The 26,510-nt window shown below is 69.1% G+C and carries 23 protein-coding genes; 12 read left to right on the top strand and 11 right to left on the bottom strand.

The genetic code is table 11. The annotated features are described in order from the left end of the window. Positions 1–45: 45 nt before the first annotated feature. Genes ACFFIO_RS12315 through msrB form a run of 4 tightly spaced genes read right to left on the bottom strand, consistent with a single transcriptional unit; the run spans position 46 to position 3,544 of the window. Positions 46–1,350, bottom strand: a complete 1,305-nt coding sequence (locus ACFFIO_RS12315) for an HRDC domain-containing protein (protein WP_378042154.1) — start codon at positions 1,348–1,350, stop codon at positions 46–48. After that, positions 1,316–1,918, bottom strand: a complete 603-nt coding sequence (locus tag ACFFIO_RS12320; protein WP_378042156.1) for a DUF3000 domain-containing protein — start codon at positions 1,916–1,918, stop codon at positions 1,316–1,318. The genes ACFFIO_RS12315 and ACFFIO_RS12320 overlap by 35 nt, the downstream gene beginning before the upstream one ends. Before the next feature lie 55 nt (positions 1,919–1,973). Beyond that, positions 1,974–3,047 carry a threonine aldolase family protein gene (locus ACFFIO_RS12325; protein WP_378042158.1) on the bottom strand — a complete coding sequence of 358 codons (1,074 nt, stop codon included), beginning with the start codon at positions 3,045–3,047 and terminating at the stop codon, positions 1,974–1,976. Further along, positions 3,044–3,544 carry a peptide-methionine (R)-S-oxide reductase MsrB gene (gene msrB, locus ACFFIO_RS12330; RefSeq protein ID WP_378042159.1) on the bottom strand — a complete coding sequence of 167 codons (501 nt, stop codon included), beginning with the start codon at positions 3,542–3,544 and terminating at the stop codon, positions 3,044–3,046. Before msrB ends, ACFFIO_RS12325 begins: the two co-directional genes overlap by 4 nt. A 97-nt stretch (positions 3,545–3,641) precedes the next feature. Between msrB and ACFFIO_RS12335 the strand changes: the two genes are divergently transcribed. Further along, positions 3,642–4,967, top strand: coding sequence for an alpha/beta hydrolase family protein (locus ACFFIO_RS12335; protein WP_378042161.1), 1,326 nt, complete (start codon positions 3,642–3,644; stop codon positions 4,965–4,967). A gap of 30 nt (positions 4,968–4,997) precedes the next feature. Here ACFFIO_RS12335 and ACFFIO_RS12340 read toward each other — a convergent pair whose 3' ends face one another. Further along, positions 4,998–7,046 carry a M3 family metallopeptidase gene (locus ACFFIO_RS12340; protein WP_378042163.1) on the bottom strand — a complete coding sequence of 683 codons (2,049 nt, stop codon included), beginning with the start codon at positions 7,044–7,046 and terminating at the stop codon, positions 4,998–5,000. Between the two features lie 235 nt (positions 7,047–7,281). On the opposite strand from ACFFIO_RS12340, the gene ACFFIO_RS12345 reads away from it, so the two are divergent. The 8 genes from ACFFIO_RS12345 to ACFFIO_RS12380 all read left to right on the top strand — a co-directional run bounded on the left by ACFFIO_RS12345 (position 7,282) and on the right by ACFFIO_RS12380 (position 16,808). Further along, positions 7,282–8,037, top strand: a complete 756-nt coding sequence (locus ACFFIO_RS12345; protein ID WP_378042165.1) for a YebC/PmpR family DNA-binding transcriptional regulator — start codon at positions 7,282–7,284, stop codon at positions 8,035–8,037. A 7-nt stretch (positions 8,038–8,044) separates the two neighbouring features. Continuing rightward, positions 8,045–8,746: a crossover junction endodeoxyribonuclease RuvC gene (gene ruvC, locus ACFFIO_RS12350; RefSeq protein ID WP_378042167.1), complete on the top strand. Its 702-nt coding sequence runs from the start codon at positions 8,045–8,047 to the stop codon at positions 8,744–8,746. 116 nt (positions 8,747–8,862) lie between these two features. After that, complete coding sequence (ruvA, locus tag ACFFIO_RS12355) at positions 8,863–9,501, top strand: Holliday junction branch migration protein RuvA (protein ID WP_378042169.1); 639 nt, start codon at positions 8,863–8,865, stop codon at positions 9,499–9,501. A 10-nt stretch (positions 9,502–9,511) separates the two neighbouring features. Next, a complete protein-coding gene (ruvB, locus tag ACFFIO_RS12360) occupies positions 9,512–10,627 on the top strand; it encodes a Holliday junction branch migration DNA helicase RuvB (RefSeq protein ID WP_378042171.1) in 1,116 nt (371 codons plus the stop codon). 174 nt (positions 10,628–10,801) lie between these two features. Then, the gene (gene yajC, locus ACFFIO_RS12365; RefSeq protein ID WP_378042173.1) at positions 10,802–11,281 is read left to right on the top strand and encodes a preprotein translocase subunit YajC; all 480 of its coding nucleotides are present in this window, start codon (positions 10,802–10,804) and stop codon (positions 11,279–11,281) included. A gap of 59 nt (positions 11,282–11,340) precedes the next feature. Continuing rightward, positions 11,341–13,134 carry a protein translocase subunit SecD gene (gene secD / locus ACFFIO_RS12370; protein WP_378042175.1) on the top strand — a complete coding sequence of 598 codons (1,794 nt, stop codon included), beginning with the start codon at positions 11,341–11,343 and terminating at the stop codon, positions 13,132–13,134. After that, entirely contained in the window at positions 13,131–14,126 is a 996-nt protein-coding gene (secF, locus tag ACFFIO_RS12375) for a protein translocase subunit SecF (protein WP_378042177.1), read from the top strand. Before secD ends, secF begins: the two co-directional genes overlap by 4 nt. A gap of 150 nt (positions 14,127–14,276) precedes the next feature. Further along, entirely contained in the window at positions 14,277–16,808 is a 2,532-nt protein-coding gene (locus ACFFIO_RS12380; protein ID WP_378042178.1) for a RelA/SpoT family protein, read from the top strand. Between the two features lie 82 nt (positions 16,809–16,890). On the opposite strand, the gene ACFFIO_RS12385 is transcribed toward ACFFIO_RS12380, so the two are convergent. Beyond that, complete coding sequence (locus ACFFIO_RS12385; RefSeq protein ID WP_378042180.1) at positions 16,891–17,451, bottom strand: hypothetical protein; 561 nt, start codon at positions 17,449–17,451, stop codon at positions 16,891–16,893. Positions 17,452–17,705: 254 nt separating this feature from the next. After that, on the bottom strand, positions 17,706–19,478 hold the full coding sequence (locus ACFFIO_RS12390; protein ID WP_378042182.1) for a DUF349 domain-containing protein: 1,773 nt from the start codon (positions 19,476–19,478) through the stop codon (positions 17,706–17,708). Positions 19,479–19,614: 136 nt separating this feature from the next. Here ACFFIO_RS12390 and hisS point away from each other — a divergent pair, with 136 nt between their 5' ends. Next, on the top strand, positions 19,615–20,988 hold the full coding sequence (gene hisS, locus ACFFIO_RS12395) for a histidine--tRNA ligase (protein ID WP_378042184.1): 1,374 nt from the start codon (positions 19,615–19,617) through the stop codon (positions 20,986–20,988). 8 nt (positions 20,989–20,996) lie between these two features. Here the strand turns inward: hisS and ACFFIO_RS12400 are convergent, their stop codons facing one another. Then, positions 20,997–21,434, bottom strand: coding sequence for a VOC family protein (locus ACFFIO_RS12400; protein ID WP_378042186.1), 438 nt, complete (start codon positions 21,432–21,434; stop codon positions 20,997–20,999). 754 nt (positions 21,435–22,188) lie between these two features. On the opposite strand from ACFFIO_RS12400, the gene ACFFIO_RS12405 reads away from it, so the two are divergent. Beyond that, positions 22,189–22,392, top strand: a complete 204-nt coding sequence (locus ACFFIO_RS12405; RefSeq protein WP_378042188.1) for a hypothetical protein — start codon at positions 22,189–22,191, stop codon at positions 22,390–22,392. A 192-nt stretch (positions 22,393–22,584) separates the two neighbouring features. Then, the gene (locus tag ACFFIO_RS12410; protein ID WP_378042189.1) at positions 22,585–23,100 is read left to right on the top strand and encodes a hypothetical protein; all 516 of its coding nucleotides are present in this window, start codon (positions 22,585–22,587) and stop codon (positions 23,098–23,100) included. Between the two features lie 367 nt (positions 23,101–23,467). Here ACFFIO_RS12410 and ACFFIO_RS12415 read toward each other — a convergent pair whose 3' ends face one another. Genes ACFFIO_RS12415 through ACFFIO_RS12425 form a run of 3 tightly spaced genes read right to left on the bottom strand, consistent with a single transcriptional unit; the run spans position 23,468 to position 26,435 of the window. Next, positions 23,468–24,634: a sensor histidine kinase gene (locus tag ACFFIO_RS12415; RefSeq protein ID WP_378042191.1), complete on the bottom strand. Its 1,167-nt coding sequence runs from the start codon at positions 24,632–24,634 to the stop codon at positions 23,468–23,470. Positions 24,635–24,663: 29 nt separating this feature from the next. Beyond that, positions 24,664–25,389, bottom strand: a complete 726-nt coding sequence (locus ACFFIO_RS12420; RefSeq protein WP_378042193.1) for a response regulator transcription factor — start codon at positions 25,387–25,389, stop codon at positions 24,664–24,666. 11 nt (positions 25,390–25,400) lie between these two features. After that, a complete protein-coding gene (locus tag ACFFIO_RS12425) occupies positions 25,401–26,435 on the bottom strand; it encodes a heparan-alpha-glucosaminide N-acetyltransferase domain-containing protein (protein WP_378042194.1) in 1,035 nt (344 codons plus the stop codon). Between the last annotated feature and the right edge of the window lie 75 nt (positions 26,436–26,510).

Raw genomic sequence — 26,510 nt, forward strand, 5'->3', positions numbered from 1 at the left:
CGCCATCGTATCGGAACTCGTGACCAGCGAATAGGGGACTGAGTTTCAGGCTGGGTCGGGATCCAGCAGCGCCACCGTCACGATCGGTGCCACGGCCGTGACTTGCCACGGCCGGGCGCCGAGCCCGGTCAGGGCGGCCGAGACCGAGTCCAGGTCGATCGTCTCCGGAGGTGTCCAGCACAGCCGCCGCAGGGTATCCGGCGTCAGCAGGTTCTCCGTGGGCAGCTGCAGCTCGTCGGCCCGATTGCCGACCCAGGCCTTCGCGGTCTTCAGCCGGCGGTCGGCCAGCGGATTGCGATCCCGCCAGGCGCGCGGTGGGGGCGGGCCGTCATTCGGCAGGTGCAGCGGGGGCAGGCCGGCCTTGGTCTGCGCGGCGGCCTGCCCGGCCTGGATGGCCCGGATCCAGCGGGGACCCTCCTTGGCGGCGGCACGGCCGTGGAAGCCCTGGGTCTTCAGCAGGGCGGGCACGGTGGTCGGCTGGCTGGCGGCGGCAGCCACGATCGCGGCGTCCGGGATCAGGCGGCCGGGCGCCACATCCCGGTTCTGGGCCAGTGCCTCCCGGGTCTCCCAGAGCTCCCGTACCACGGCGAGCTGTTCCGGTTTGCGCAATCGGTGCATGCCCGAGGTGCGGCGCCAGGGGTCCTTGCGCGGGCCCGGCAGCGGAGCCTTGCGGATCGCCTCGAATTCCTGGTTCGCCCAGTCGAGCTTGCCGTCCTCGGTCAGCATCGTGATCATCGCGGCCCGCAGATTGACCAGCAGCTCCACGTCCAGGGCGGCGTACCGCATCCAGTCCTCCGGCAGCGGCCGCTTGGACCAGTCCGCGGCGGAGTGCTCCTTGGCCAGGGTGACGCCGAGGAGCTGTTCCAGGACGGAGGCGAGCCCCACGCGGGGGAGTCCGAGCAGACGCCCGGCCAGCTCGGTGTCGAACAGCCGGTCCGGCCACATCCCCAGCTCGGAGAGGCAGGGCAGGTCCTGGCTGGCCGCGTGCAGGATCCACTCGACCCCGCTCAGGGACTCCTGGATGATCTCCAGGTCCTCGAAGGCCTCGGGATCGATGAGCCAGATCCCGGCACCCTCGCGCTTGATCTGGACCAGGAAGGCCCGCTGGCCGTAGCGGAAGCCGGAGGCCCGCTCGGCGTCCACGGCCACGGGACCGGTGCCGGCCTTCAGGAGCCGAGCACACCGCTCCAGCTCCTGCCGGGAGTTCGTGACGAAGGGGATGCCGCCGGCCGGCTCGGTGAGGAGCCGGGGCGGTTCGGGGTCGGCGGTCTCCGTCAGGTCCTCTTCCGGGGTGGCGCTGGTGTCCGCAGTGATGTCAGTTCCTCCTGATGCGCGGCAAGGGTGTGACACCGTCCGGGACCGGCGGCAGCCCGGCGAAGGCACAGACCATGTCCGCCCAGGCCTCCAGATGTTCGGTGCTGTCCGGGCCCTCGGGTGTCCAGGAGGCCCGCAATTCGATGTCGATGGTGTCCGGGCGGGTGGCCAGGCCGCCGAAGCTCTCGGACAGGACCCGGGTGGCGGTCCCGCCGGCCTCGGTGTAGCGGGCCCGGTGGGTCTCGAGGGCCTCCACAAGCCAGGTCCAGGCCACGGCACCGACCATGGGGTCGTTGCCGAGGTCGGATTCCAGGGAGGCCCGGATGTAGGTCACCACCCGGAACGTGCCCTTCCACACCGGGGAACCGGCGGGATCGTGCAACAGGACGAACCGGCCGGTGGCCAGTTCGGGCCGGCCCTCCGCTGTCGGATCGTGGACCTCGGCCGCCAGGGCCACGGCGAAGGGGGCGAGACGTCCCGGGGCGGGAATCTCATCCAGGGTGATCTCCTGCCGGTGCCGCGCACGGCGCAACCCTGACAACGCCTCTCGGAACTCTCCGGGAAGGCGTCGCATCTCTGCGGGGCGGTGGCCAAGGGCAGTCACGCAACCAAGGTTAAAGCCGCTTCCGCTGGATCCTGGGGCGGCGCGCCGTGGCCGGCTACACGCGCCCCGCGGAGAGGGCTGCGGACAGGGCGGACACGAACCCGTCGACGTCCTGCTCGGTGGTGTCCCAGGACGTCATCCAGCGCACCTCGTTCCGCGGGACGTCCCAGTCGTAGAAGGGATAGGCGGTCCGCACGTCAGCCGCGACCGTGGGATCCAGGACCGCCAGGACCTGGTTCGCCTGGGGCGTCTGGGTGAGGGTGACGCCGTCCAGTGCGCCGGCCCCGGCGGCGAGCCGGGCGGCCATGGTGTTCGCATGCCGGGCCGAGCGCAGCCACAGCTCGTCGGTGAGCAGGGCGACCAGCTGGGCGGAGACGAAGCGCATCTTGGAGGCGAGCTGCATGGAGGCCTTGCGCAGGTAGCCCACCGCCTGTCCCGCACCCTCGTGGCGCCGTCCCCCGGGACCGGACAGGACGGCGTCGGGATTCAGGACCACCACCATCTCGGCACCCAGGGCGCCGTTCTTGGTGCCGCCGAAGGACACCACGTCCACCCCGGCGTCCACTGTGAAGGACCGCAGGGAGGATCCCAGGGCGGCCGCGGCATTCGCCAGCCGCGCGCCGTCCATGTAGACGGACATCCCCCGGGAGTGGGCGTGGTCCGTGACGGCACGGACCTCCTCCGCCGTGTAGACCGTGCCCAGCTCGGTGACCTGGGCGATCTCGACGACGGCCGGCTGGGCGCGGTGCACGAAGCCGATCCCGTGGGCCTGGAGGTCGATCAGCTCGGGGGTCAGCTTCCCGTCCTCCGTGGGAACCGTGTAGAGCTTCGTGTGGGCGATGCGCTCGGGGGCACCGCCCTCGTCCTGGTGGATGTGGGCCGACTCGGCGCAGATCACGGCTCCCCACGGTGCGAGCAGCGCCTGCAGCGCCAGGACGTTGGCGCCCGTGCCGTTGAACACCGGGAAGGCCTCTGCCTGCTCGCCGAACTCGGTGCGGACGAGGCCCTGGAGCCGCGCGGTCCAGGAATCGTCCCCGTACGCCGGCTCATGATCCACATTGGCCTGGCCGAGGGCCGCCAGGACCTCGGGGTGGACGCCCGCGTAGTTGTCCGAGGCGAACCCCCTCACGCGTCGGCCTTCGGCTGGAGCGTCAGGGAGACGGAGTTCATGCAGTAGCGCAGGTCCGTGGGGGTGTCGAAGCCCTCGCCCTGGAAGACGTGGCCCATGTGGGAGCCGCAGTTGGCACAGCGGACCTCGATGCGTTCCATGCCCAGGGCGGTGTCCCGGATGTACTCGACGCGGTCCTCGGCCAGGGGGGCGAAGAAGGAGGGCCAACCGCAGTTGGCGTCGAACTTCGTCTCCGAGCGGAACAATTCGGCACCGCAGGCACGGCACGCGTAGACGCCCTCGGTTGCGGCGTCCCAGTACTCGCCCGTGAAGGGCCGTTCGGTGCCGGCCTGGCGGAGGACCTGGAATTCCTCGGGGCTGAGCCGTTCGCGCCATTCGGCGTCTGAGCGGTCCCGGGCGGTGGGATCCGGGGTGCCCGGATTGCTCAAGGCATTCTGTGCCTGATTCGGCTGATTCGGCTGGTCGGCGGGGGAGGAGGAAAGGGGGGTATTGCTCATGACAGCCATAACACCACGAACCGCCCCATTGTTTCCGATTGGCACCCCGTCGGGTGTCCGGCTGGCCATGGCGGGCCGGACGTGGACAGAATGGGGCATGACCTCCCGCCCTTCCCGCTCCTCCCGCTCGGCGAGCCGCCGCACCAAGATCCAGAAGTCCATCGGCCAGGCCGAGCCGGTCATGCGGTGGTCCTCCCTGGCTGCCGTGGGCGGAGTGGTGGCCGGCTCGGTGGCGGCCGGGACCGTGTCCGGGCTGGCCGGGCTCTTCGCCCGCACCGTGGTCACCCCCGTCAAGACCCCGGCCGAGGACCTCGAGGTCCTCGCGGTGGTCCAGGGGGCGTCCGGCCTGGAGATCATCCTGCCCGTAACCGAGGAGACCACCGTCCCCGGGACTTACTCCCTGGTGTTCGACGGCGGCGCCGGGATCGCCCGCATCGGTGCGGTGACCTCGTTCGACCCGCGCGACGGGACGGTCCAGCGGGAGGTGGAGGAGGTCTACAGCGGTGACCTGCACCGTGCCGTCCGTGGCCGGTGGACCGGATTCGTGTACCCCGAGCCGCGCACCCTGGGCTACGAGACCGAGGACGTGAGGATCCCGGTCGAGAACGGCACGGCCCCTGCCTGGCTCGTCCGCCCGGAACCATCCCCGGCCGTCGACGACGCCGCACCTCGGCTCGCCGGCGAGGGGGTGTGGGCCATCATGGTCCACGGCCGAGGCTCCAAGCGCGCGGAGGGCATCAGGGCCATCGGCACCGCCCGGGCCCTGGGGATGACCTCGCTGCTGATCTCCTACCGCAACGACGGTGAGGCCCCGGCCGCCGGGGACGGGCGCTACGGCCTGGGCAGCACCGAGTGGAAGGACGTCGAGGCGGCCGTCGCCTATGCGCTCGAACACGGAGCCCGCGAGGTGGTCCTGTTCGGATGGTCCATGGGCGGGGCGGTGTGCCTGCAGATGGCGGACCGCTCCGAGCTGTCCTCCATGGTCGCCGCCATGGTCCTGGACGGGCCCGTCATCAACTGGATCGACGTGCTGGCGCACCAGGCCCGGCTGAACCGGCTGCCGGACGCCGTGGGGCGGCTGGGGCAGTGGCTCATGAGCAACAGGGCCGGACGGTGGGCCACCGGCCTCGCCGCCCCCGTGGACCTCAAGGCGATGGACTGGCTCTCCCGGGCGGACCACCTGCGGGTACCGACCCTGATCCTCCACTCGGAGGATGACGACTTCGTCCCGGTGGGCCCGTCCATGGAACTCGCCGCCAAGGTCCCCCAGCTGGTCACCTTCGTCCGGTTCCACCTGGCGCGCCACACCCGTGAGTGGAACGTGGACCCAGAGAAGTGGGACCACGCCGCCCGCCTGTGGCTGCACGCCGTGCTGACCTCACCGCGGCCCGGGCTGGCCCAGCTCACGGCCTCCTCCACCTGAGCTGAGCCGCGCAGGCGACGGCACCGGAGCTCAGCGGAGCAGCCCCCGGCGCCGCAACAGGTGCTCCGGGTCCGCATCGCCGCCGCGGAACCGGCGGTAGGACTCCATCGGGTCGCGCGTGTTGCCGCGGGCGAGCAACTCGGAACGGAAGCGCTCGCCGTTCTCCCGGCTCAGCCCGCCGTGGGCACGGAACCACTCCACGGTGTCCGCGTCCAGGACCTCGGACCAGAGGTAGGAGTAGTACCCGGCCGCGTACCCGCCGCCGAAGATGTGCTTGAAGTAGCTCGAGCGGTACCGGGGAGCCACGAGGTCCGGGTCCAGGCCGGCTGCCCGCAACTGATCGGCCTCGAAGGCCAACGGATCCTCCACCGTGGTGCCCGGTGCCAGGGAGTGCCACGCGAGGTCCAGCATGGTCGCCCCCAGGTACTCCGTGGTGCGGAAGCCCTCGCTCCACAGGGAGGAGGCCTCGATGGCCGCCAGCACCCCGGGATCGATCTCCTCACCGGTCCCCACGTGCCGCGCGTAGGCGGAGACGATCTCCGGCCAGTACATCCACATCTCATTGACCTGCGAGGGGAACTCCACGAAGTCACGGGGGACGGCGGTCCCGGACAGCGTGGCGTACCGGCCGGAGGACAGCAGGCCGTGCAGGGCGTGGCCGAACTCGTGGAACAGGGTGTTCACCTGGTCCACCGTCAGCAACGCCGGTTCCCCGGCCGCGGGCCTCGGGATGTTCAGGTTGTTGCTCACCACCGGGTGCTCGCCGAAGAACGTGGACGCCTCCCGGAACGAGTTCATCCAGGCACCGCCGGACTTCGTGGGACGGGTGAAGAAATCCCCGACGAACAACCCGAGCTCGGTGCCGTCGGCCTCCCGCACCTCCCAGACACGGACATCTGGCTGGTACCCGTGCAGGTCGGGGCGCTCGCGGAAGGTGATGCCGTACAGGGCCGTCGCGGCGGCGAACACCCCCTCGGCGAGCACCCGGTCCAGCTCGAAGTAGGAGCGCAGCGCCGAAGTGTCCACGCGGTACCTCTCCCGCTCGATACGGGCCGCGTAGAAGGGCCAGTCCCAGGCCTCCACCGGGTGGCCGGCCTCGGCCTCGATCTCGGCCTTCTCCCGGCGGGCGTTCGCGGTGGCCGCCGGGATGATCCGGGTCAGCAGGTCGCGGACGGCGTCCAGGCCCGGGGCGGTCCGGTCCTGCAGCGCGTAGTCGGCCCAGCTGGAGAAGCCCAGCAGGCCGGCCTTCTCGGCGCGCAGGCCGGCCTGCTCCACGGCCAGGTCGAGGGCGAAGTTCTCCCCCGGGGTGGTGCCGCGCAGCCAGGCGGCCTCGTGGACGCGCCGCCGCGACTCCGGGTTCTCGAGGGTCTCCAACCAGGGCTGGGAGGTGAACATGGACAGCGTCAGGAGGTAGCCGGCGTCGTGCCCGGCGTTCCGGGCCGCGGACGCGGCCGAGGCGAGGTCCTGCTCGGAGAGCCCGGCCACCTCCCCGGCGGAGCCGAACCAGACAGCCGAGGCGGTGTTCTCCGCGACCATGCGGCGTCCGTACTGGGAGGACAGCACGGCGAGTCGCTCATTGATGGCCGCCAGACGCACCTTCGCCTCACGGTCGAGGTCCGCCCCGAGCAGCCGGAAGGTCTTGAGGGTCTCCTCGGCCAGCCGGCGGTCCTCGGTCTCCAGCCCGCCGATGCCATCCAGGTCCACCCTCGCCAGTTGGCTGTAGAGGGCCGCGTCGAGGTGGATCGCGTCCCAGTGGGCGGACAACTCGGGGCTGATCTCCTCGTCGATCTCCTGCCGGGCCTCGGTGCCGTCGGCGGCCACGAGGTTGGAGAAGACCTGGTGCACCCGGCGCAGCAGCTGCCCCGAACGCTCGAAGGCGAGGAACGTGTTCTCGAACGTCGGCTCGGCGGGATCCGCGGTGATCACCTCGAGTTCGGCGCGGTGCTCGGCCATGCCGGCGCGGTAGGCGGGCAGGAAGTGCTCGTCGTCGAGGGCAGCGAAGTCGGGGAGCCCATAGGGCAGCGGGGACGGCACCAGGAGGGGATTGGTGCCGGTGGCGGAGGAGGTGTCGGTCGTCATAGTCAGCAACTGTTTCACATCTGGGGTCCGCTGGACAGGGGCCGGCAGAACCGACCGTCCACACCGTGTCACGCCTGGAAGGGGCGCCGGCCGCTCCTCCCGTAGAATCGAAGCCAGACTTCTGCCGGCAGCGGCAGGACCCGGCGCTGCGGCGCCCGGGCCAGGACGAACCCGATCATCACCAACAGCCGATGCGGGCCGTGCTCCAGCGCGGTCGCCTCGGAGAGGAGAGCACGTGTCAGGGCATTCCAAGTGGGCGACCACCAAGCACAAGAAGGCCATCATCGACGCCCGCCGCGCGAAGGCCTTCGCCAAGTACGTCAAGGGCATCGAGGTGGCGGCCCGCGCCGGCGGGCCCGACTTGGACGGCAACCCCGCTCTGGAGCTGGCGGTCACCAAGGCCAAGAAACAGTCCGTCCCCAATGACAACATCGAGCGCGCCATCAAGCGCGGCGCCGGCCTGACCGGTGAGGTCATCGAATACACGGAGATCATCTATGAGGTCCGCGGGCCCCAGGGTTCCGCCCTGATGGTCGAGTGTCTGACGGACAACAAGAACCGCGCCGCCGCTGAGGTCCGCACCGCCGTGACCCGGAGCGGGGGCACCATGGCCGACTCGGGGTCCGTGGCCTTCCTGTTCAACCGCACCGGCCTGGTTCGGCTGCCGGCCGAGGGACACACCGAGGACGACATCCTGATGGCGGTGCTGGACGCCGGCGCCGAGGAGGTCATGCAGTCCGGGGACTCCTTCGAGATCCTGTGCGACCCCTCCGACCTGCGTGCCGTGGCCGGCGCCCTGGACGAGGCCGGGATCGAGTACGACACGGACGAGATGGAGTTCGTGGCCACCATGAAGGTGGACCTGGACGCCAAGGGCGCGAAGACGTACTTCAACCTGGAGGACGCGCTGGAGGACCTGGACGACGTGCAGAGCGTCTACTCCAACGTGGACATCTCCCCGGAGGTCCTCGCCCAGCTGGACGAGGACTGATCCGCCCTTGACCGTCAGCCCCGGGGCCACGGGACGCCGGGCGCCGAGTCCGCTGCGGGTCCTCGGTGTCGATCCCGGCCTGACCCGCTGCGGGATCGCCGTGGTGGACGTGGCGCCCAACCGCACCGCCACGCTGGTGGCGGTGACGGTCGTCGGCTCCCCGGCGGAGCAGTCGCTCGACCTGCGGTTGCTCGCCATCGACGAGGCCATCAACGAGTGGCTCGACCGCCACAGCCCGGACCACGTGGCCGTGGAACGCATGTTCGCGCAGAACAACACGCCGACCGTGATGGGCACCGCCCAGGCCTCCGGCGTGGTCATCGCGGCGGCCGCCCGGCGCGGCATCCCGGTGGCGCTCCACACCCCCTCCGAGGTGAAGGCCGCGGTCACCGGCAGTGGCACCGCGGGCAAGGACCAGGTCACCGCCATGGTCACCAGGATTCTGCGCCTCGACGCCCCGCCCAAGCCCGCCGACGCCGCCGATGCCCTCGCCCTGGCCATCACCCATGCCTGGCGCGGCGGGCTGATGGGCCGCGGACTGGAGACGGGCAACCTCACCAGTCCCCAGCGCGCTTCGCGGTTCCCGACGCCGGCCGGCGGCTCCGGCGGCCGCCGCACCGGGGGATCGACGCCGGCCCAACAGGCCTGGCTCGCCGCCGAGCAGCGAAGCCGGGGCTCGAAGGGCTGGAGCGGCGGGTCCCGGATCTGATATCAGCCATGGGCTAAGGTCTTCGTAGATACGTTCGAACCGGGCGGCCGTCCGACACCTGACCCGTTGTCGTCCGGCTGTTGTCCAATTGCCATTCCGAGAAGAGCGAGTTGAGCATGATTTCGTCCCTGACCGGCACCGTGGAATCCGTGGGGCTGAACCACGCTGTCCTCACCGTGTCCGGCTTCGGCATGCGGTTCTCCGCCACCCCGCAGACGCTGGCGGGGCTCCATCTGGGGGAGGCGGGACGGGTCCTGACCTCCATGGTGGTGCGGGAGGACTCCATGACCCTGTTCGGCTTCGCCACGGAGGACGAGAGGGAGGTCTTCGAGGTGCTGCTCGGGGTCTCCGGAGTCGGCCCCCGGCTGGCCCTGGCCGTGCTGGCGGTCCACGCTCCGGAGGCGGTCCGGGTGGCCGCGTCCACGGGGGACGACAAGGCCTTCACCAAGGTCCCGGGTATCGGACCCAAGGGTGCGCGGCGCATCGTCCTGGAGCTGACGGACAAGCTCGTGCCCACCGGGGCGGCCGCCGCCGGGACCGAGGACCAGCCGGCGCTGGCCGGCTCCATGCCCTGGATGGACCGCGTCCTGGAGGCGCTGACCGGCTTAGGCTGGACGGAGAAGGACGCCGAGAAGGCAGTCCGGGACACCATTCGGCACGAGCCCGAACTCGAGGAGTCCGGCACGGTGGCCAGCGTGCTCAAGTCCACGCTGCGCCACCTCGGCCAGGGGCAGTCCGCCCGGTCGGGCCGGTAGGGGGTAGCGCATGACGCAACAGCCAGACGGCCGGCTCGTGGCCGGGGCCGCTGAGGGTGAGGAGCGGGAGCTCGAGACCGCCCTGCGTCCCAAGAACCTCGACGACTTCGTGGGCCAGCAGCGGGTCCGCCGGCAGCTCTCACTGGTCCTGGAGGCGGCCCGGTTGCGCGGCCGCACCGCCGACCACGTGCTGATGTCCGGACCGCCCGGACTGGGCAAGACCACCCTGGCCATGATCATCGCGGCGGAGATGAACGCGCCCCTGCGGATCTCCTCCGGACCGGCGATCCAGCACGCCGGTGATCTGGCTGCCATCCTGTCCTCCCTGACGGAGGGTGAGGTGCTCTTCCTGGACGAGATCCACCGGATGTCCCGCCCGGCCGAGGAGATGCTCTACATGGCCATGGAGGACTTCCGGGTGGACATCGTGGTCGGCAAGGGAGCCGGCGCCACCTCCATTCCCCTGGAGATCCCGCCCTTCACGCTGGTGGGGGCCACCACCCGCGCCGGGCTGCTGCCCGGGCCGCTCCGCGACCGCTTCGGCTTCACCGGCCACCTCGAGTTCTACAGCACCGAGGAACTGGAACTGGTGCTCCGCCGCTCCGCCCTGTTGCTGGACATGAAGGTCAACTCCGCGGGGTTCACCCAGATCGCCAGCCGGTCGCGGGGAACGCCGCGCATCGCCAACCGGCTGCTGCGCCGGGTGCGCGACTGGGCCCTGGTCGGCGGGCTGGACCAGGTGGACTCGCGCGCCGCCTCCGCCGCCTTGGAGATGTACGAGGTGGATGGGAAAGGCCTGGACCGCCTCGACCGCTCTGTGCTCGAGGCCCTGTGCCGCAAGTTCGCCGGGGGACCGGTGGGCCTGTCCACGCTGGCCATCGCCGTGGGGGAGGAGACCGAGACGGTGGAGACCGTGGCGGAGCCCTTCCTGGTGCGGGAGGGCCTGCTGGGGCGGACCCCGCGGGGCCGGATCGCCATGCCCGCCGCCTGGGAGCACCTGGGCCTGGTCCCGCCCCCCGATTCTCCGGGCGCGGCGTTCTGGTCGGTTCCGGCGGCAAGTGATGCCGGTGCGGACTCCGACCGGCCAGACAGTGCCGACGAGGCCGACACGCTGTTTGATCCGTGAACTCGGATTGACCCCTGAACGCGGGCCCTGATTCCTGTCCCCGGGTTCGAGGCGTTTCTGGGAAATCGGTGAACAATGTGCCCCGGGAGGGCGCGTCTGAATGGACAGTGTGAACCTACCCGTAGACTAATCGGGTTGTCCTGTGCCCCGACTCTGGAATGTGGTGTCCCCGAAGTGACCCAGCTGATCGCCCCCCCAACTGTCTCGCTTGTCGCCGAAGGCGCCAATCCGGAAGGCGGTGGCGGCCTGCCGTTCGACCCCTTCCTGCTGATCATGCTCGCGATCTTCGCGTTGCTGATCTTCAGCATGTTCCGCCGCAGCAAGAAGGCCCAGCAGCAGCAGCAGCAGCTCCACCAGTCGCTCGCCCCGGGCGTGGAGGTCATGACCACCATGGGTCTGTTCGGCACCATCCTGTCCGTGGACAAGGAAGAGAACAAGGCCGTCATCGAGATCTCCCCGGGTAACACGGCCACCGTGCACCTGCAGGCCATCGGCAAGGCCGTGAATCCCGCCGCCGTGGCCGGCGAGCCGGAGACCACCATCCCGGATTCCCCGGCCGGCCTGGAAGAGGCCAATGGCGGCACCGACCGCAACGAGACCGATGGTAACGGCCCGGACGATCAGCGTCCCGGCACGGACCGCCCCTCTGCCTGACACCGTCTGACCGAGCAGACGCCCGCCCTCGTACCGTGAACCGAAAGCCGTAGCCCTCCATGTCTGATAAGACCCCCCGGGGACGCGCCAAGCGCACCCTCTGGTGGCTCGCCGGCCTGATAGTCGCCCTGGCGGCGATCCTCGGTGTCGGCGTGGCCACCGGCCAGGCCCAGCTGGCCCCCAAGCTCGCCCTCGACCTGGAAGGCGGCACCCAGATGGTGCTCGCCCCGGAGGTCACCGGTGGCCAGGAGGTGTCCGGGGAGCAGCTCGACCAGGCGGTCGAGATCATCCGCCAGCGTGTGGACGGCTCCGGTGTCTCCGAGGCGGAGATCACCACCCAGAGCGGTCGGAATGTGGTGGTGTCCCTGCCCGGCGTCCCGGACCAGGAGACCCGTGAGCTGATCCAGGCCTCCGCCAACATGGAGTTCCGTCCGGTCATCACCATGGGTTCCTTCACCGCGACGCCGGAGGACCAGCGGACGCCGGTGGAGGAGTTCCCGGAGCCCACAGCCGAGCCCGAGAACGGCTCGGACCCGAACTGGATCACCCCGGAACTGGCCGCCGAGTTCGAGGCCTATGACTGTCCCGCCGTGCTCGAGGACCCGAACCGGGAGCCGCTGCCCACGGACGAGGCAGCGATTGTCTGCGATCCGAATCAGGGCGTGAAGTACATTGTCGGACCGGTCGAGGTCCCGGGCACCGACATCGCCGACGCCGACTACGGCCTGGTCAACACGGCCACCGGCGTGTCCACCAACCAGTGGGCCGTGAACCTGACCTTCAACAACGCCGGCGCGGATGCCTTCCGCGAGGTCACCCAGCGCCTGACCCCCTTCCAGGAGGGCGACCCGCGCAAGCAGTTCGCCATTGTCCTGGACGGCATGGTCGTCTCCGCGCCACAGTCCCAGGCCGTCATCACCGACGGCCGGGCCCAGATCTCCGGCAACTTCACCGAGGAGTCCGCCGCGGCTCTGGCGGAGCAGCTGAAGTACGGCGCCCTGCCGATCAGCTTCACCATCGAGTCCGAGCAGCAGATCTCCGCCACCCTCGGTGCCGACCAGCTGCGCCTCGGCCTCATCGCCGGGCTCATCGGCCTGGCACTGGTCGCCGTGTACTCGATCTTCCAGTACCGCCTGCTGGGGCTGGTCACCATGGCCTCCCTCGTGGTGGCGGGGGTGCTGACCTATCTGGCGATCGTCCTCTTGGGCTGGTCGGACAACTATCGGTTGTCCCTGGCCGGCATAGCGGGCCTGATCGTGGCCATCGGCCTGACGGCGGACTCGTTCATCGTCTACTTCGAACGCATCAAGGATGAGTTGCGCAACGGACGCAGCCTGGCGGAGGCCGTGGAATACGGCTGGCTTCGGGCCAAGCGCACCGTGGTCGCGTCCAAGGCCGTCAACCTCCTGGCCGCCGTCGTGCTGTACTTCGTGGCGGTGGGCAACGTGCGTGGCTTCGCGTTCACGCTCGGCCTGACCGCCGTGGCGGACCTCGTGGTGGTCTTCATGTTCACCCACCCGGTGCTGCAGATGTTGGCGAACACCCGGTTCTTCGGGGGCGGGCACAAGTTCTCCGGCCTCGACCCCTCGCTGCTCGGCCGCGAACCCCTGTACCAGGGCGCCGGGAAGGTCCGGGAGTTCAGGCCGGTCCCGGCCGCGACCGGTAAGGCGCCGAAGCGGAGCCAGAGGTCCTCCAAGGAGGCGGCCAAGCGGCAGACGATCGCCGAACGGCGGCGGGCCGAGCAGCTCGCGACGCTCGGCGACTCCAGCGCCGCCGACCCTGCAGCCGAATCGGCAGCCGACTCCGCCAGCGGCAGTACCCCCTCGACCGATCGGACGGAGGAGCAAAAGTGAGTGCACTGGCCACCTGGGGCAACCAGCTCTACACCGGCAAGCGTTCCTATCCCTTCACCACGAAGTGGAAGACCTGGTTCTCCGTCGCCCTGATCATCCTCGTGGCGGTGGTCGGCCTGACCCTGGCCCGCGGCGGCTTCAACCTCGGTATCGACTTCCGCGGCGGCTCGGAGTTCACGGTCTCCGCGGTGTCCAACACGGACGTGGCCCCCGGTGAGGACGCCGTGCAGGATGCCGTGCCGGAGGCCGAGGCCACCGTCACCAACATCGCGCCGGGCACCATGCGGATCCAGACGGACCGGCTGGACGACGATCAGACGCTGGAGGTTGCGGCGAAACTGCAGGCGGCCTACGGGGTCGAGCAGGATCAGGTGACCTCCAACTTCGTGGGCCCCACCTGGGGCCAGGGGGTGACGCAGCAGGCGCTGCTCGGCCTGGTGGTCTTCATCGTCCTCGTGGCACTGCTGATGGCCGCCTACTTCCGCACCTGGAAGATGTCACTGGCCGCGGTGATCGGGCTGCTGTACGTGGTGGCGGTGACGGCGGGCATCTACGGGGCCACCGGCTTCGAGGTCACCCCGAGTGCCATCATCGGCTTCCTGACGATCCTGAGTTACGCGCTCTATGACACGGTGGTGGTCTTCGACAAGATCCGGGAGAACACGGAACACAACCTCGAGGAGACCACCCGGACCTTCCGGGAGAACGTCAACCTGGCGATCAACCAGACGCTGGTCCGGTCGATCAACACCTCCGTGGTCGCCATCCTCCCGGTGGCCTCGATCCTGTTCATCGGTGCATTCCTGCTCGGTGCGGGCACGCTGCGTGACATCTCGCTGGCCATCTTCGTCGGCATCATCGTGGGCACCCTGGCCACGATCTTCATCCAGGCGCCGCTGTACGCGTTGATGCGCAAGGGCGAGCCGAAGATCCAGGCCAATGACGCCAAGGTCCTCGAACGGCGCGAAGCGGAGACATCGGCTGCGGCCTGACCTGCGCTGATGATCTCCGGTGGCCGGTACTCTGACTGCAGGGTACCGGCCACTTCTGGTGGTGGCCCTAGAATGGATCACTACCCGGTTGAGGGTTGAGCACAGCGGTAGCGCGGAAGATCTGCGCTGACTGCGGGAAGGACGGCAGCCATGGGTTCAGAGTCAGAACGGCCGCGCTCGGCCGGCCCCGGTGCCGTCCCGCACCCCACACCCAACCAGACGTATTCCTCGGCCGTGCCCAGTGTGACGGAGCAGGAATCGGAAACCGAGGGGCCGACGTCGGCCACCAGGACTGGGGAGTCTGCGGCGCCGAAGCGCGCGACCACCGCACCGGTGACGAGCCCGGCTCCCAGCACCTCGCCCGATACCCGGCGCGGCGCGCCCTCCGGTGCGGCGACGGCGGGTAGCCCGGCGGGCGGTGCGATCGTCTCTCGGCGGCCCCGCAGCCGGCTGGCGCGGCTGACCGGCCGCGTCACCAACGACTACTCGCCGATCCTGGAGCCCCTGGTCCGCACCCTCAAGGTCCGCCAGCCGAAGGAAGATCTCGACCTGATCATCCGGGCGTTCGAGGTGGCCGAGAAGGCCCACGCGGGCCAGAAGCGCAAGAGCGGCGACCCGTACATCACCCACCCCGTGGCCGTGGCCACGATCCTCGCCGAGCTGGGCATGACCGGCACCACCCTGGCCGGGGCCCTGCTGCATGACACGGTGGAGGACACCAGCTACTCCCTCGAGCAGCTGCGCCGGGACTTCGGGGACGAGGTGGCCGTCCTGGTGGACGGGGTCACCAAGCTGGACAAGGTCAAGTTCGGGGACGCCGCGCAGGCCGAGACCGTCCGCAAGATGGTGCTGGCCATGGCGGACGACGTCCGGGTCCTGGTCATCAAGCTCGCCGACCGGCTGCACAACGCCCGCACGTGGCGCTACGTGGCCCCGGCCTCGAGCGCGCGCAAGGCCAAGGAGACCCTGGAGATCTACGCGCCGCTGGCCCACCGGCTCGGCATGAACACGATCAAGTGGGAGCTGGAGGACCTGTCCTTCGCGGCCCTCTACCCCAAGGTGTATGCGGAGATCGTGCGGCTGGTGGGGGAGCGGACCCCCGAGCGGGAGAAGAACCTGGCCGTGCTGCGCGGGCAGATCGAGAAGGACCTCAAGGAGGCCCGGGTGAAGGCCACCGTCACGGGACGGCCGAAGCACTTCTACTCGATCTACCAGAAGATGATCGTCCGCGGGAAGGACTTTGACGAGATCCACGACCTCACGGGCGTCCGCGTGCTGGTCGACTCGGTCCGGGACTGCTACGGGGCGCTCGGTGTCCTGCATGCGAAGTGGAGCCCGCTGCCGGGCCGCTTCAAGGACTACATCGCCATGCCCAAGCTGAACATGTACCAGTCACTGCACACCACGGTGATCGGTCCGGGCGGCAAGCCGGTGGAGATCCAGCTGCGCACGCACGAGATGCACCGCCGCGCGGAATACGGCGTGGCGGCGCACTGGAAGTACAAGGACCAGGCCTCCCAGGGCGCCCCGTCCAGTGGTGATCAGACCCCGGGGTGGCTGCGCTCCGTCATGGACTGGCAGAAGGACACCACGGACCCGAACGAGTTCCTGGAATCGCTGCGCGCGGAGATCGACGCCGCCGAGGTCTTCGTGTTCACGCCCAAGGGCGAGGTGATGGCCCTGCCGGCCGGCTCGACCCCCGTGGACTTCGCGTACGCCGTGCACACCGAGGTGGGCCACCGCACCATCGGCGCCCGCGTCAACAGCAAGCTCGTCCCGCTGAACAGCGAACTGCACCACGGTGACTGGGTGGAGATCTTCACCTCCAAGACCGAGGGCGCCGGGCCCAGCCAGGACTGGCTCGGATTCGTCCGCAGCCCGCGGGCCCGGAACAAGATCCGCCACTGGTTCTCGAAGGAACGCCGCGAGGAGTCCATCGAGAAGGGCAAGGAGCAGCTCACCCGCCAGCTGCGCAAGATGAACCTGCCGCTGCACCAGATGATGGGTTCGGATTCGCTCACCGAGGTGGCGGGGCAGCTGAACCTGCCGGACATCGCCACGCTCTACGCGGCGATCGGGGACGCCAACGTCTCCGTGCAGAACGTGATCGAGCACCTGCAGAAGCTGCATGCGGTGGAGGAGGAGACCGACGAGTCCCTGGACACCTCGGCGATCCCGATCACCCGCATCGCGGCCCCGGCCCGGCAGTCGGACTCCGGGGTCATGGTCCAGGGGTCAGGCGACGTGATGGCCAAACTGGCCCGCTGCTGTACCCCGGTGCCGCCGGATGAGATCATCGGGTTCGTCACCCGCGGTTCCGGCGTGTCCGTGCACCGCGTCGACTGTAAGAACATCGACCATCTCAAGGAGGAACCGGACCGGATCGTGGAGGTCTCCTGGGCCCCCACGCAGTCCTCCGTGTTCCTGGTGGAGATCCAGGTCGAGGCGCTGGACCGCAAGTCCCTGCTCTCGGATGTGACCCGGATGCTCGCAGAACACCACGTCAACATCCTCTCGGCCTCGGTGAACACCTCTCGGAGCCGGGTGGCCATCAGCAAGTTCGTCTTCGAAATGGGCGATCCGAAGTACCTGAGCCACGTGCTGTCCTCGGTGCGACGCATCGACGGGGTCTACGACGTCTACCGCACCGCCGGTCAGAGCCGCCCCGCAGCTGAGGACTGAGAACAACTGAGCCTTCGGGTCGGCCAAGGTTTCAGACGGACTGTGTCCTCCGGCTGCCGGAGACCTCAGGACGACGGTGGTCTCAGGTCGGCAGCAGACGCTCCAACGCGCGCCGAGCGGACCCCATGCCGGGACGCTTCCGGCGGGACTCGAACCGGTCCCGGAGCATGCCGGTCTCGGTCAGAGGCAACAGCTGCGCCGCCGCGGTCATCGCCGCCGCGGCCCGGCGAGAGTCGCCGGCACGGCGCAGCAGATCCTCGATGGTCCGCTCCACGCTCGTACACGGCAGCCCGAAGACCTCCACGACGTCGGATGGCTGGCCGGCGGCGTCAGACTGCTCCAACCGCAGTCCGACGGACAGCGGCTGCAACGGAATCCGGTGGAAACGCTCCACGGAGGCTTCCAGCACCGCCGGTGGCGGCCCGCCTGAGAGCACCCAGGCCGCCGTCAGGCCCATGGCCGCCCACCGTCCCGAGATGACGGGTGCGGCGAGCCGGAGCACCGCCGCAGTACGGACCCTCAGTCCCGTTGCCCCCGAACCGATCTGGTCGGCCTCCACGAAGAGGTCCCCGATGACGTGGAGGACCAGTCCGGAGAGCTCCATGCCCCGGAGCTCCGGACCGGCGTATGGCAGTCCGGGCACCAGGAAGTCCACCGGCGCGAGACCAGGGTGCGCTACTGCTGGTCCGTCGGTGGGCTGAGCTGTGGGATCAGCGGGGGATCCGGCAGGGGATCCAGCAGGGGATTCAGCACCGGGTGCGGCGGTCAGGGTCACCGTCCCAGCGTGGCAGAAACAGCTGTGGCCCGGCAGAGGGCCGGGCCACAGCTGTGGACAACGCAGGACCCAAGGTGGGATTCACAGGGGAATCCACGCGGGGCCCGCTCAAGGTCAGCGGGTCAGCGCAGCCCCTGGGCCGACTTCTGCAGGGTCTCGAGCCACATCTTGCGGGCATCGAGTGCTTCCTGCGCCTTGGCGATGGCCTTGGCGTCACCCTTGGACTGGGCCTTGGCCAGGTCGTCCTCGAGTTCGGCGACCTTGTCCTCGAGCTGGGTCAGGGCGGAGTTCGTCCGGGCCTTGGTCTCGGGGTTGGTCTTGCGCCAGTGATCGTCCTCGGCGGACTTCAGGCCTTCCTCCAGCTTGCGGAACGCGGACTCCATGCGGGTGACGTCCTTGCGGGGCACCCGCCCGGCGTCCTCCCAGCGGCCGCGGAGATCGTTGAGGACCTTGCGAGCGGCCTTGACGTCCTTCACGGGCAACAGCTTCTGGCCCTCGGCCAGGATCTGCTCCTTGACCTTGAGGTTCTCGCCGTATTCCTTGTCGATCTCGTCGTTGGTCGCCTTGCGGGCGTTGAAGAAGACATCCTGCGCGGCGCGGAAGCGGGCCCAGAGGGCGTCGTCCTCCTTGCGGGAGGCACGCGGTGCGGCCTTCCACTCGTCCATGAGATCCCGGTAGGCGCCGGCTGTGGGTCCCCAGTCGGTGGACGTGGAGAGGGCCTCGGCGCGGGCGATCAGCTTCTCCTTGGCGGACTTGGCCTTGGAATTGGTGGCGTCCAACTGGGAGAAGAAGGCACGGCGGTGCTTGTCGTGCGTGGTGCGGGCCGTGCGGAATCGCTTCCAGAGGCCGTCCTCGACCGACTTGCCGAGGCGGGGACCGGCCTTCTGCGCGGCCTTCCAGTTCTCGAACAGCTCGGCCATGCGTGCGCTGGCCTGCTTCCACTGCACCTGCTGCGGGTCCTTCGCGGCCAGTTCCTCGGCTTCGGCCACGATCGCCTCGCGGGTGGCCAGCTGCTCGGCCTGGGCCTTCTCCAGGGACAGCTTCTCGGCCAGCTTGAGATCGTCCAACCGGGTCTGCAGGGCCTCGACGCGGGCGCGCAGGGCGGGCATGTCGCCCACCATGCCGCGTTCTCCGATGGTCTGGCGCAGGTGGCCCAGGGTCTTCTGGATCTCGCCGGCAGGTGCACCCGTGGCCACGCGCTGCTCGAGGAGCATGACCTGGGAGACGACCTCGTCGTACTTACGGCTGAAGTAGGCGAGGGCCTCGTCCTTGGTCCCGTCCGGGAACTGGCCGACCGGGTGCTCCTCGGCGCCGTCCACCAGGATGACGTGGCCGTCGTCGCTGACTTTGGCGAACTTCGCGGCGTCCTCGATCGGGGTCGTGAAGCTCGGGGCCGGCAGCGGCGAGGCGGGGGCGGTGGCCGAGGGCGCCTTCCCCTGGCCGGCCGGGGTGGCGGGCCGCGGCAGGTTGGAGGGCTTCGGGGCCTTGCCGGGCTTGGGCATGCCGGGCTTCGGCGCCGCGGGGGCGGGGTCCTGCTCGCCGGCCGCGGACTCTGCCGGGGCTTCTTCAGTGGACGACGCCGGCGCCGGGGTGGGCGCTTCCGAGGTCACCTCGTCGCTGGGCGCGGGGTCAACGGAGGGCGCCTCGGTCGCCTCGACGGAGGCCAGCACGGCCTCGGTCTCCTCCTCCGCGGCGGACACCTGTTCCTCGGCCGGGGCCTCGGTTGGCTCGGCGGACTCAGCGGGCTCGGCGGCGGGTTCGGTCGCCTGCTCGGCTACGGGCTCGGCTTCTTGCTCCGGAACCTCTGGGGCGGACTGCTCGGACGCCGCCACGGGGGCCTCGCCGGAGGTCTGCTGGGTGGACTGCTGATCGTCGGATTCTTGACTGGTGGTCACCGCTAGAACTCTCTGCTGGTGCCCTGCACCGGCGCGCGGCCGCAGGGAATAGTGGATACGGTCACGTCCAGCGTACCGGCTGGACCTAGAATGGGGAGCCGAATGTCCCCCCAGCAGTTCCTACAGAAGGTGGCCCATGTCCCGCAAGGCATCCCTGTCCGGTTTCCACGAGTGGCTTCCCGCCGAACGGATCGTGGAGCAGCATGTGCTGGACACCCTGCGGAACACCTTCGAGCTGCATGGCTTCTCCTCGATCGAGACCCGCGCCGTGGAGACCCTCGGGCAGCTGCTGCGCAAGGGCGAGATCGACAAGGAGGTCTACGCCGTCTCGCGCCTGCAGGCTGACACGGAGCACGGGGCGGCGAAGACCCAGAAAGCCCAGGATGCCCAGGACCCGAACCGCCTGGCCCTGCACTTCGACCTGACGGTGCCCTTCGCCCGCTACGTGGTGGAGAACGCCGGGCACCTGTCCTTCCCGTTCCGCCGGTACCAGATCCAGAAGGTCTGGCGTGGTGAGCGCCCGCAGGAGGGCCGCGCCCGCGAGTTCACCCAGGCGGACATCGACGTGGTCGGGGACGGCACGCTGCCGTTCCGCTCGGACGTGGACGTCGCCCTGGTGATGGCCGAGGCCCTCGGGGCCCTGCCGATCGGCGACTTCACCATCCGCATCAACAACCGCAAGCTCGCCGAGGGCTTCTACCGCGGGCTCGGCCTCGAGGACACCGCCGGGGTGCTGCGCAATATCGACAAGCTCGAGAAGATCGGCGCGGACGAGGTCTCCCGCCTCCTCCAGTCCGAACTCGGTGCCACCGAGGGCCAGGCCGCGCAGGCCTTGGCCCTGGCCGCCATCCGCACCGAGGACACCTCGTTCGTGGAGCAGGTCCGCGCCTTGGGGGTGACCCACGAGCTGCTGGAGGAAGGGCTCGAGGAGCTGGCCGGCGTCGTCGGGGAATTGCACCGCCGGGCCCCCGGTCGCGCCGTGGCGGACCTGTCCATTGCCCGCGGCCTCGACTACTACACCGGGACGGTCTACGAGACCGTGCTGGTGGGCCACGAGCAGCTCGGGTCCATCTGCTCCGGCGGCCGCTATGACGCCCTGGCGTCCAAGGGCAATCGCACGTTCCCGGGCGTGGGACTCTCGATCGGGGTGACCCGCCTGATGATGCGCATCTTCTCCCAGGAGATGGCGCGCGCCTCCCGCTCGGTGCCCACGGCCGTCTACATCGCCCTGACGCACGACGACGACTGGTCGGCCGCGCAGGACACCGCGCAGTCCCTGCGCGGCCGGGGGATCCCCGCCGAGGTGGCCGTGTCCGCCGAGAAGTTCGGCAAGCAGATCAAGTACGCGGACAAGCGCGGCATCCCGTTCGTCTGGTTTACCTCCGTGGGGGAGGACGGGACGGCCGCGCATCAGGTCAAGGACATCCGCTCCGGCGAACAGGTCGACGCCGACCCCGCCACGTGGACGCCCCCGGCCGAGGATCTGCGGCCGCAGGTTTTGGCGACCTGAGTTCCGGGTCAGGACTTCGTCAGGTCCTGGGCGAGCATCACGAGGATGCCGCTGGGACCTCGGACGTAGGTGAGCTTGTACACGTCCTCGTAGGTCGCCACTCCACGCAGCGGGTGACAGCCGTGCCGCGCGGCGATCTCGAGAGCCTCGTCGAGGTCGTCGACGGAGAACGCGACGCGGTGCATCCCGATCTCGTGCGGTTGGGTGGGTTCCGTCTCGATGGTGTCGGGGTGGAGATACTCGAAGAGTTCAATGCGGCCGCTGCCGTCCGGCGTCTGGAGCAGGGCGATGTTGGCGTGGTTGCCGTCGAGGCCGACGGCAGTGTCCGCCCACGGACCACTGACCGTGTCCCGTCCCAGGACGGTCAGTCCCAGGTCGGTGAAGAAGGCGACCGTCGCCTCCAGGTCACGGACGGCGATGCCGACGTTCTCGAACGTGATGGGCATGTGTTGCATCTTACTGACTCGCGGAGATCTGCATTCCGAGAAACAGCTCCCACTGACCAGCCTTGAGGAGGCGGACCCAACTGCCACTGTCGGTCGAGTCCAGCTTCCCTTTGTCTGCCACTACGGAATTGGATGCTCTACCCACGGAGTCGGTCGGGAAATAGCGGCGCATCAGGCGACCTCCAAGTGGGTTCGGACGGGCGCAGCGGACTTTGCTACGCCAAAACTGGATCCAGTTCGCCTGGCACTCAGCGGGACCGCTGACCTGATGACTCAGCATGCGAATGTCGCAATCTACATAACAGAGATGTTTGGCGTCCTCATGCAGGATGTGACCGCTACGCGTTATGACAGCACGTATGTCAGGAATATTCGCTGGGCGAACCACGAGCTCCCCGGGCAGACCCGCCCGCGACCTGGCGCGCCCACCCGGAGGCGGCCCCGGTGGAGGAGCAGAACAATCGAAGCCGACCAGAACCAGAGCATGGACTTGTTCAGGTCGCAGGGAAAGAATGACGAAGCGACGCGAGCGGACGCGCAGATGCCCGACCAGGTGGACGCCGACACCGACCAGGGCCTGCTGGACGGCCTGGGAGGTGGATTGAGGAGGTCCGCACGGTAAGGGTGGCACCCTGGTCCCGCCCGCCACGGCAACCCCATCGGGACGGAAGGCGGGGAGCGTCCCCGGCCATTGACCGACACGAATACACCCGGCGGGTCCCATCCCCGACCATGCACGCGACAGGAGCAACACATGAGCAAGCAGACTCCCGAGGAGCCAACCCGGTCAGCGCCGGACCCGGATGCTGGCCGCTCCCCGGACAACGCCGAAGGCGGCACCGAGGAATGGACCGGCGGACACCAAGAGCAGAGCCCGCCGCGACAGGACGCCGAGGCGGCCGACCTGCCTGAACTCGAGGTGGAAGAAGGCAGTGTCGTGAGGCCGGAGAACAGCTGAGCAAACCCGGTGCTCCGTATGACCGGGCGCCCCTCCGGCCCGCGGACGCCCTGTTTTCCGGCGACCCTGGCCGCAGGAGCGCGGCTCTAGGGTCGCTGGCATGACGGGCCGACCCCAATCCACCCATCCTCGAGTCGCCGCACGTCAACCCCAATGTGATGGGAATCACAATCATGGCCTAGGCTGAGGACCATGAACGGCAAAGAACTCAAGGGTGCGCTCCGGGAACTCTTCGAGGACCGGGTGATGAACCACGGCGACTACACCCTGGTCTATGCCCAGCCCTCCGGGCCCGGACCGTCCCTGGTGCTCGGGTACCGCCTCACGCCCCTGGAGCTGGTGCTGTGCCCGGTGGAGGTGGAGCACCTCCTCTGCGCCGGCACAGACGGGCACCGTGCCGCGACCCGACCAACGGCGCCGATCCGCAGCCTGGACTTGACGAACGCGGCCACCGTGGCAGACACCGGCACCGGGTACCAGGTGCAAACCGTCACCGGGTTCCGCATGGGATTCGAGGTCGACGAAGCCCCACGGATCCTCACCGGCGCAACGGCCGCCGAGTCCGGTGACGGCACGGTGGTCGTGGACCAGGGCGAGGACGCCGAGGACTTCCACCAATTCATGGGCCACTTCATGGACGTTCTGGATGCGTACTATCAGGTGCCGAACAACATCGAATCCCTACAGACGCTGCCGGCCAACGCCTGACCCTGGACGATCTGGACTCGCTCGGAGCCGCATCGTCTGACGGGATACGATCCGGCCTCCGCTGGCAGCAGGTGCGCACCTGCGGCGGAGCAGAGAGTGCACCTGAAGGACCAACACTCACCGACTGCTGCACAGAATCCGTCCGCCGCTGCCGAGCAAAGACGGGCGAGCGGTTGAAACGGTGGTCGTGGACCTCCTAAGTCCCGCAGGCCCTCCGAGCGAGCGCGCCGGCCACCACCGAACCAGCTGTGGGCCACCGACCTGACCTACGTGCCTATCTGGGCCGGCGGCGCCTACGTATGCGTCATCATCGACGCCATCGCCCGGCTCAACGGGACGGACCCTCAGTAGGCCGCTCAGTGGTTGCTCATCTGCGGGCCAGCCGGACCGTGAACTCCGATCCTTGGCCGGGCCCCGAACTGGAGGCCGTCAACGTCCCGCCCTGGGCCTGGACCAGGGCCTTGCTGATGGCCAGGCCCAGCCCGGATCCGGCAGGCCGGGCCTCCCGTCCCTCGCCGACTCTGTAGAAGCGCATGAAGATGCGGCCGAGGTCCTCGGGGGGTATGCCATCCCCGGTGTCCGTCACCGTGAAGACCACGTCTTCCTCCCTTTCGGCTAGGCCCACGGTGACCCGGCCACCGGCCGGTGTGTGGCGCAGGGCGTTGTCCACGAGGTTGCTCAGGACCTGCTCCATCCGGGCCCGGTCCATCAGCACCGGCGCCAAGGAGGCCGAGGGCATGGTGGCCGCGAGCTCCACGTTCCGTGATGTCGCCAGCTGCTGCGCCGCGGCAACCACGTCCACCACGACGTCGGCGGGGTTCTGCTTGTCGGGGCGCAGGTGGACCATCCCCTCCTCTGCCTGGGTCAGCGACCTCATATCCTGGGCCAGATGTTCCAGGCGGCTGATCTGCCCCGCCAGGATTCCCGAGGTCCGATCATCCAGGGTGACGATTCCGTCCTCGATGCCCTCCAGATGGCCCTTCAAGTTGGCCAGCGGCGTCCTCATCTCATGGGCCAGGTCGGCCAGCATCTGGCGCCTGGTCTGGTCGATCGCGTTGAGCTTCGTCGCCATGTCATTGAAGGACCCGGTCAGGTCGTCGAATTCTGAACCCAGCTGGCTGGGTTCGAGGCGGACGTCGTATTCGCCGGAGGCCACCCGGGTGGCCGCCCGCCCCACTTCGGAGATCGAGTGGCGGATCCGGCGCGTGATGAGAAAACTCACGGACGTGGCGATGACCATGGCCGTCAACCCACCAATCGTCACGGAAAGCAGGCTCACGTCACGGAAGACGTCATCCAGTTGGAAAATGGCCCGCGCTGCCCTGCCGTGTCCCTGCCGGAAGAGTTCGTTGATGTACATCGTCGGCCCGAGGAGCAGGGTCGTCGCTGCGACGACCGCCAGGGCGACCACCAGGACGATGGCCTGCACGAAGAGTAGCCGGGCAGTCAGGGACATGCTGCGCGGTTCCGGTTCATCGGCGTCGGCGGCCTCGGGACCCCATTCCCACACGTCATCGCCCCGGAACTTCGCCATGCGGTGGTGGGGGTCTGCCGGGCGGCCTGTCAAGCCGGCCCCACCATGCGGTACCCGATGCCACGCACCGTGTGGATGTATGTCGGGTTGGCGGCGTCCTCGCCCAGTTTCCGCCGCACCCTGGCCAGGTGAACGTCCACGAGGTGCTCGTCGCTCATGACTCCGCCACCCCACACCATCTCGATCAACTGGCGCCGGCTGAGGGCCTGGTTCGGGTGGGCCGCCAGACTGGCCAGCAGATCGAACTCGGTCTTCGTCAGCAAGACCGGTAACCCGGCAATCCGAACATCCCGCGCAGCGTTATCCACCACCAGCTCGCCGATGGCGTGCCTGCCGAGGCCGGATTCGTCGGAGGCTTGCACGGCCGCCGTCGAGGAGGACCGCGCACGCCGCATCATCGACTGCACCCGGGCGACCAGTTCACGCGGGCTGAACGGCTTGGTCACGTAGTCATCCGCCCCCAAGGACAGGCCGACGATCTTGTCCACCTCGTCGTCCCGGGCGGTGAGCACGAGGACGTGGCACTCGGAGAAGACCCGGACCTGCCGCAAGGCCTCGAATCCGTCAATGCCCGGTAGGCCGATGTCCAACACCAGGACATCGGGCGAGTGCTCCCGGACAGCTTCCACGGCTTCGAGACCGTCGGAGACCACCTCGACTTCGAAGTTGGCATTCCGCAGGTAGTCGCCCACCAACCGGGCGAGATCGGGCTCGTCCTCGACGACGAGAACCCGCCCTGACGTGGAATCGGCCATGGTCCTGAAGTTTAGCCGGTGACCGCGCGCTGGGTGGCCTTGACGGGGAGTGCGACGAGCTTCTCCAGGGGTCCTTGGCCCACCATGCGATTCCAGAACCAAGCGAATCCGAAGGCAGCCGCCAGATGCACCACGAACCACAGGACCGGTTCGCCGTAGTGGATCTCCAGGGCCAGGGCGATCAGGTGGGCGGAGTACAGGGTCAGGGTCATGGTGCCCGCGGCGGCCAGGGGAGTCAGCCATCGGCCGGCGCGGTGGGCGATGAGCTGGAACAGCCCCACGGCCAGAAGGCTCATGCCGAGGCTGGTGGCCAGGGCCAGGGGAGTGTTGGTGTGGGGAGTGGCGATGGCCAACCACCAGGCAGAGGTGTTCGGAAGGTAGTCCGGACCGTAGACGATGGCCTCGTCCAGGGCGGCCTCGCTCAACCCCGTCGCCAGCAGCGCCTCGTAGCCCCCAGCCATGTACATCAGGACAGAGGAAACCACTGACGCCAGGATGGCCAGGGCCGCGCCGATCCCGGCGATGATGCCCTGCACCTGGGTGCTGCGCAGGTTGAGACGGCCGAGGCCCATGCCGGCCAAGATGAACGTCAGGTACGGCAGGGCCGGGTAGGTGCCGGTGAGCAGCAATTGGGAGACCACGGAGGCCGGATCGGACAGAAGGTGTCCCAGCGTGGGGTTGTACGAGGTCCAATCCGGCAGCACCGGGATCATGGCCTGCATAAGGATCGGGGTGATGACGCCGAAGGCCGCTGCGCTGATGAAGAGTGCCTTGGGCCCGAGATGCAGGAACGGGATGGCCAGCAGGAAGAAGGCGGCGTAGTACAACAGGATGCCGTACGCGGGCGGGCCCTCTTGCGGCATCACCGACGCGATCACCAGGGCGATCACGGCGATGATGACGGCCCTGACCGCCAGACCGGCCCGGTCCGCCCTGAGCCTGTGCCCCCGGTGCAGCTGCTGTCCCCCGGAGGACAGGGCCAGTCCGGCGCCGGCCAGCAACGCGAACAGTGCTGCCGAATCGCCGGAGAACAGTTGCCACACCAAGGTCGGTTGGTCAAGTCCCGAGTAGTGGTGTAACGGCCTGATCCTTCGTTGGGGGTTTCAGGCGCTGAGTTCGAG

It is taken from the genome of Citricoccus parietis, from assembly GCF_042433045.1.
GTDB classification, from domain to species: Bacteria; Actinomycetota; Actinomycetes; order Actinomycetales; family Micrococcaceae; genus Citricoccus; species Citricoccus parietis.

Excerpts from the sequence above, each read along its gene's own strand:
- ACFFIO_RS12335 (WP_378042161.1), top strand. The coding sequence starts at position 3,642 with ATGACCTCCCGCCCTTCCCGCTCCTCCCGCTCGGCGAGCCGCCGCACC.
- msrB (WP_378042159.1), bottom strand. The coding sequence starts at position 3,544 with ATGAGCAATACCCCCCTTTCCTCCTCCCCCGCCGACCAGCCGAATCAG.
- ACFFIO_RS12380 (WP_378042178.1), top strand. The coding sequence starts at position 14,277 with ATGGGTTCAGAGTCAGAACGGCCGCGCTCGGCCGGCCCCGGTGCCGTC.
- ACFFIO_RS12415 (WP_378042191.1), bottom strand. The coding sequence starts at position 24,634 with ATGGCGAAGTTCCGGGGCGATGACGTGTGGGAATGGGGTCCCGAGGCC.
- hisS (WP_378042184.1), top strand. The coding sequence starts at position 19,615 with ATGTCCCGCAAGGCATCCCTGTCCGGTTTCCACGAGTGGCTTCCCGCC.
- ruvB (WP_378042171.1), top strand. The coding sequence starts at position 9,512 with ATGACGCAACAGCCAGACGGCCGGCTCGTGGCCGGGGCCGCTGAGGGT.
- ACFFIO_RS12420 (WP_378042193.1), bottom strand. The coding sequence starts at position 25,389 with ATGGCCGATTCCACGTCAGGGCGGGTTCTCGTCGTCGAGGACGAGCCC.
- ACFFIO_RS12405 (WP_378042188.1), top strand. The coding sequence starts at position 22,189 with ATGAGCAAGCAGACTCCCGAGGAGCCAACCCGGTCAGCGCCGGACCCG.
- secD (WP_378042175.1), top strand. The coding sequence starts at position 11,341 with ATGTCTGATAAGACCCCCCGGGGACGCGCCAAGCGCACCCTCTGGTGG.
- ACFFIO_RS12340 (WP_378042163.1), bottom strand. The coding sequence starts at position 7,046 with ATGACGACCGACACCTCCTCCGCCACCGGCACCAATCCCCTCCTGGTG.
- ruvA (WP_378042169.1), top strand. The coding sequence starts at position 8,863 with ATGATTTCGTCCCTGACCGGCACCGTGGAATCCGTGGGGCTGAACCAC.
- ACFFIO_RS12400 (WP_378042186.1), bottom strand. The coding sequence starts at position 21,434 with ATGCCCATCACGTTCGAGAACGTCGGCATCGCCGTCCGTGACCTGGAG.
- ACFFIO_RS12410 (WP_378042189.1), top strand. The coding sequence starts at position 22,585 with ATGAACGGCAAAGAACTCAAGGGTGCGCTCCGGGAACTCTTCGAGGAC.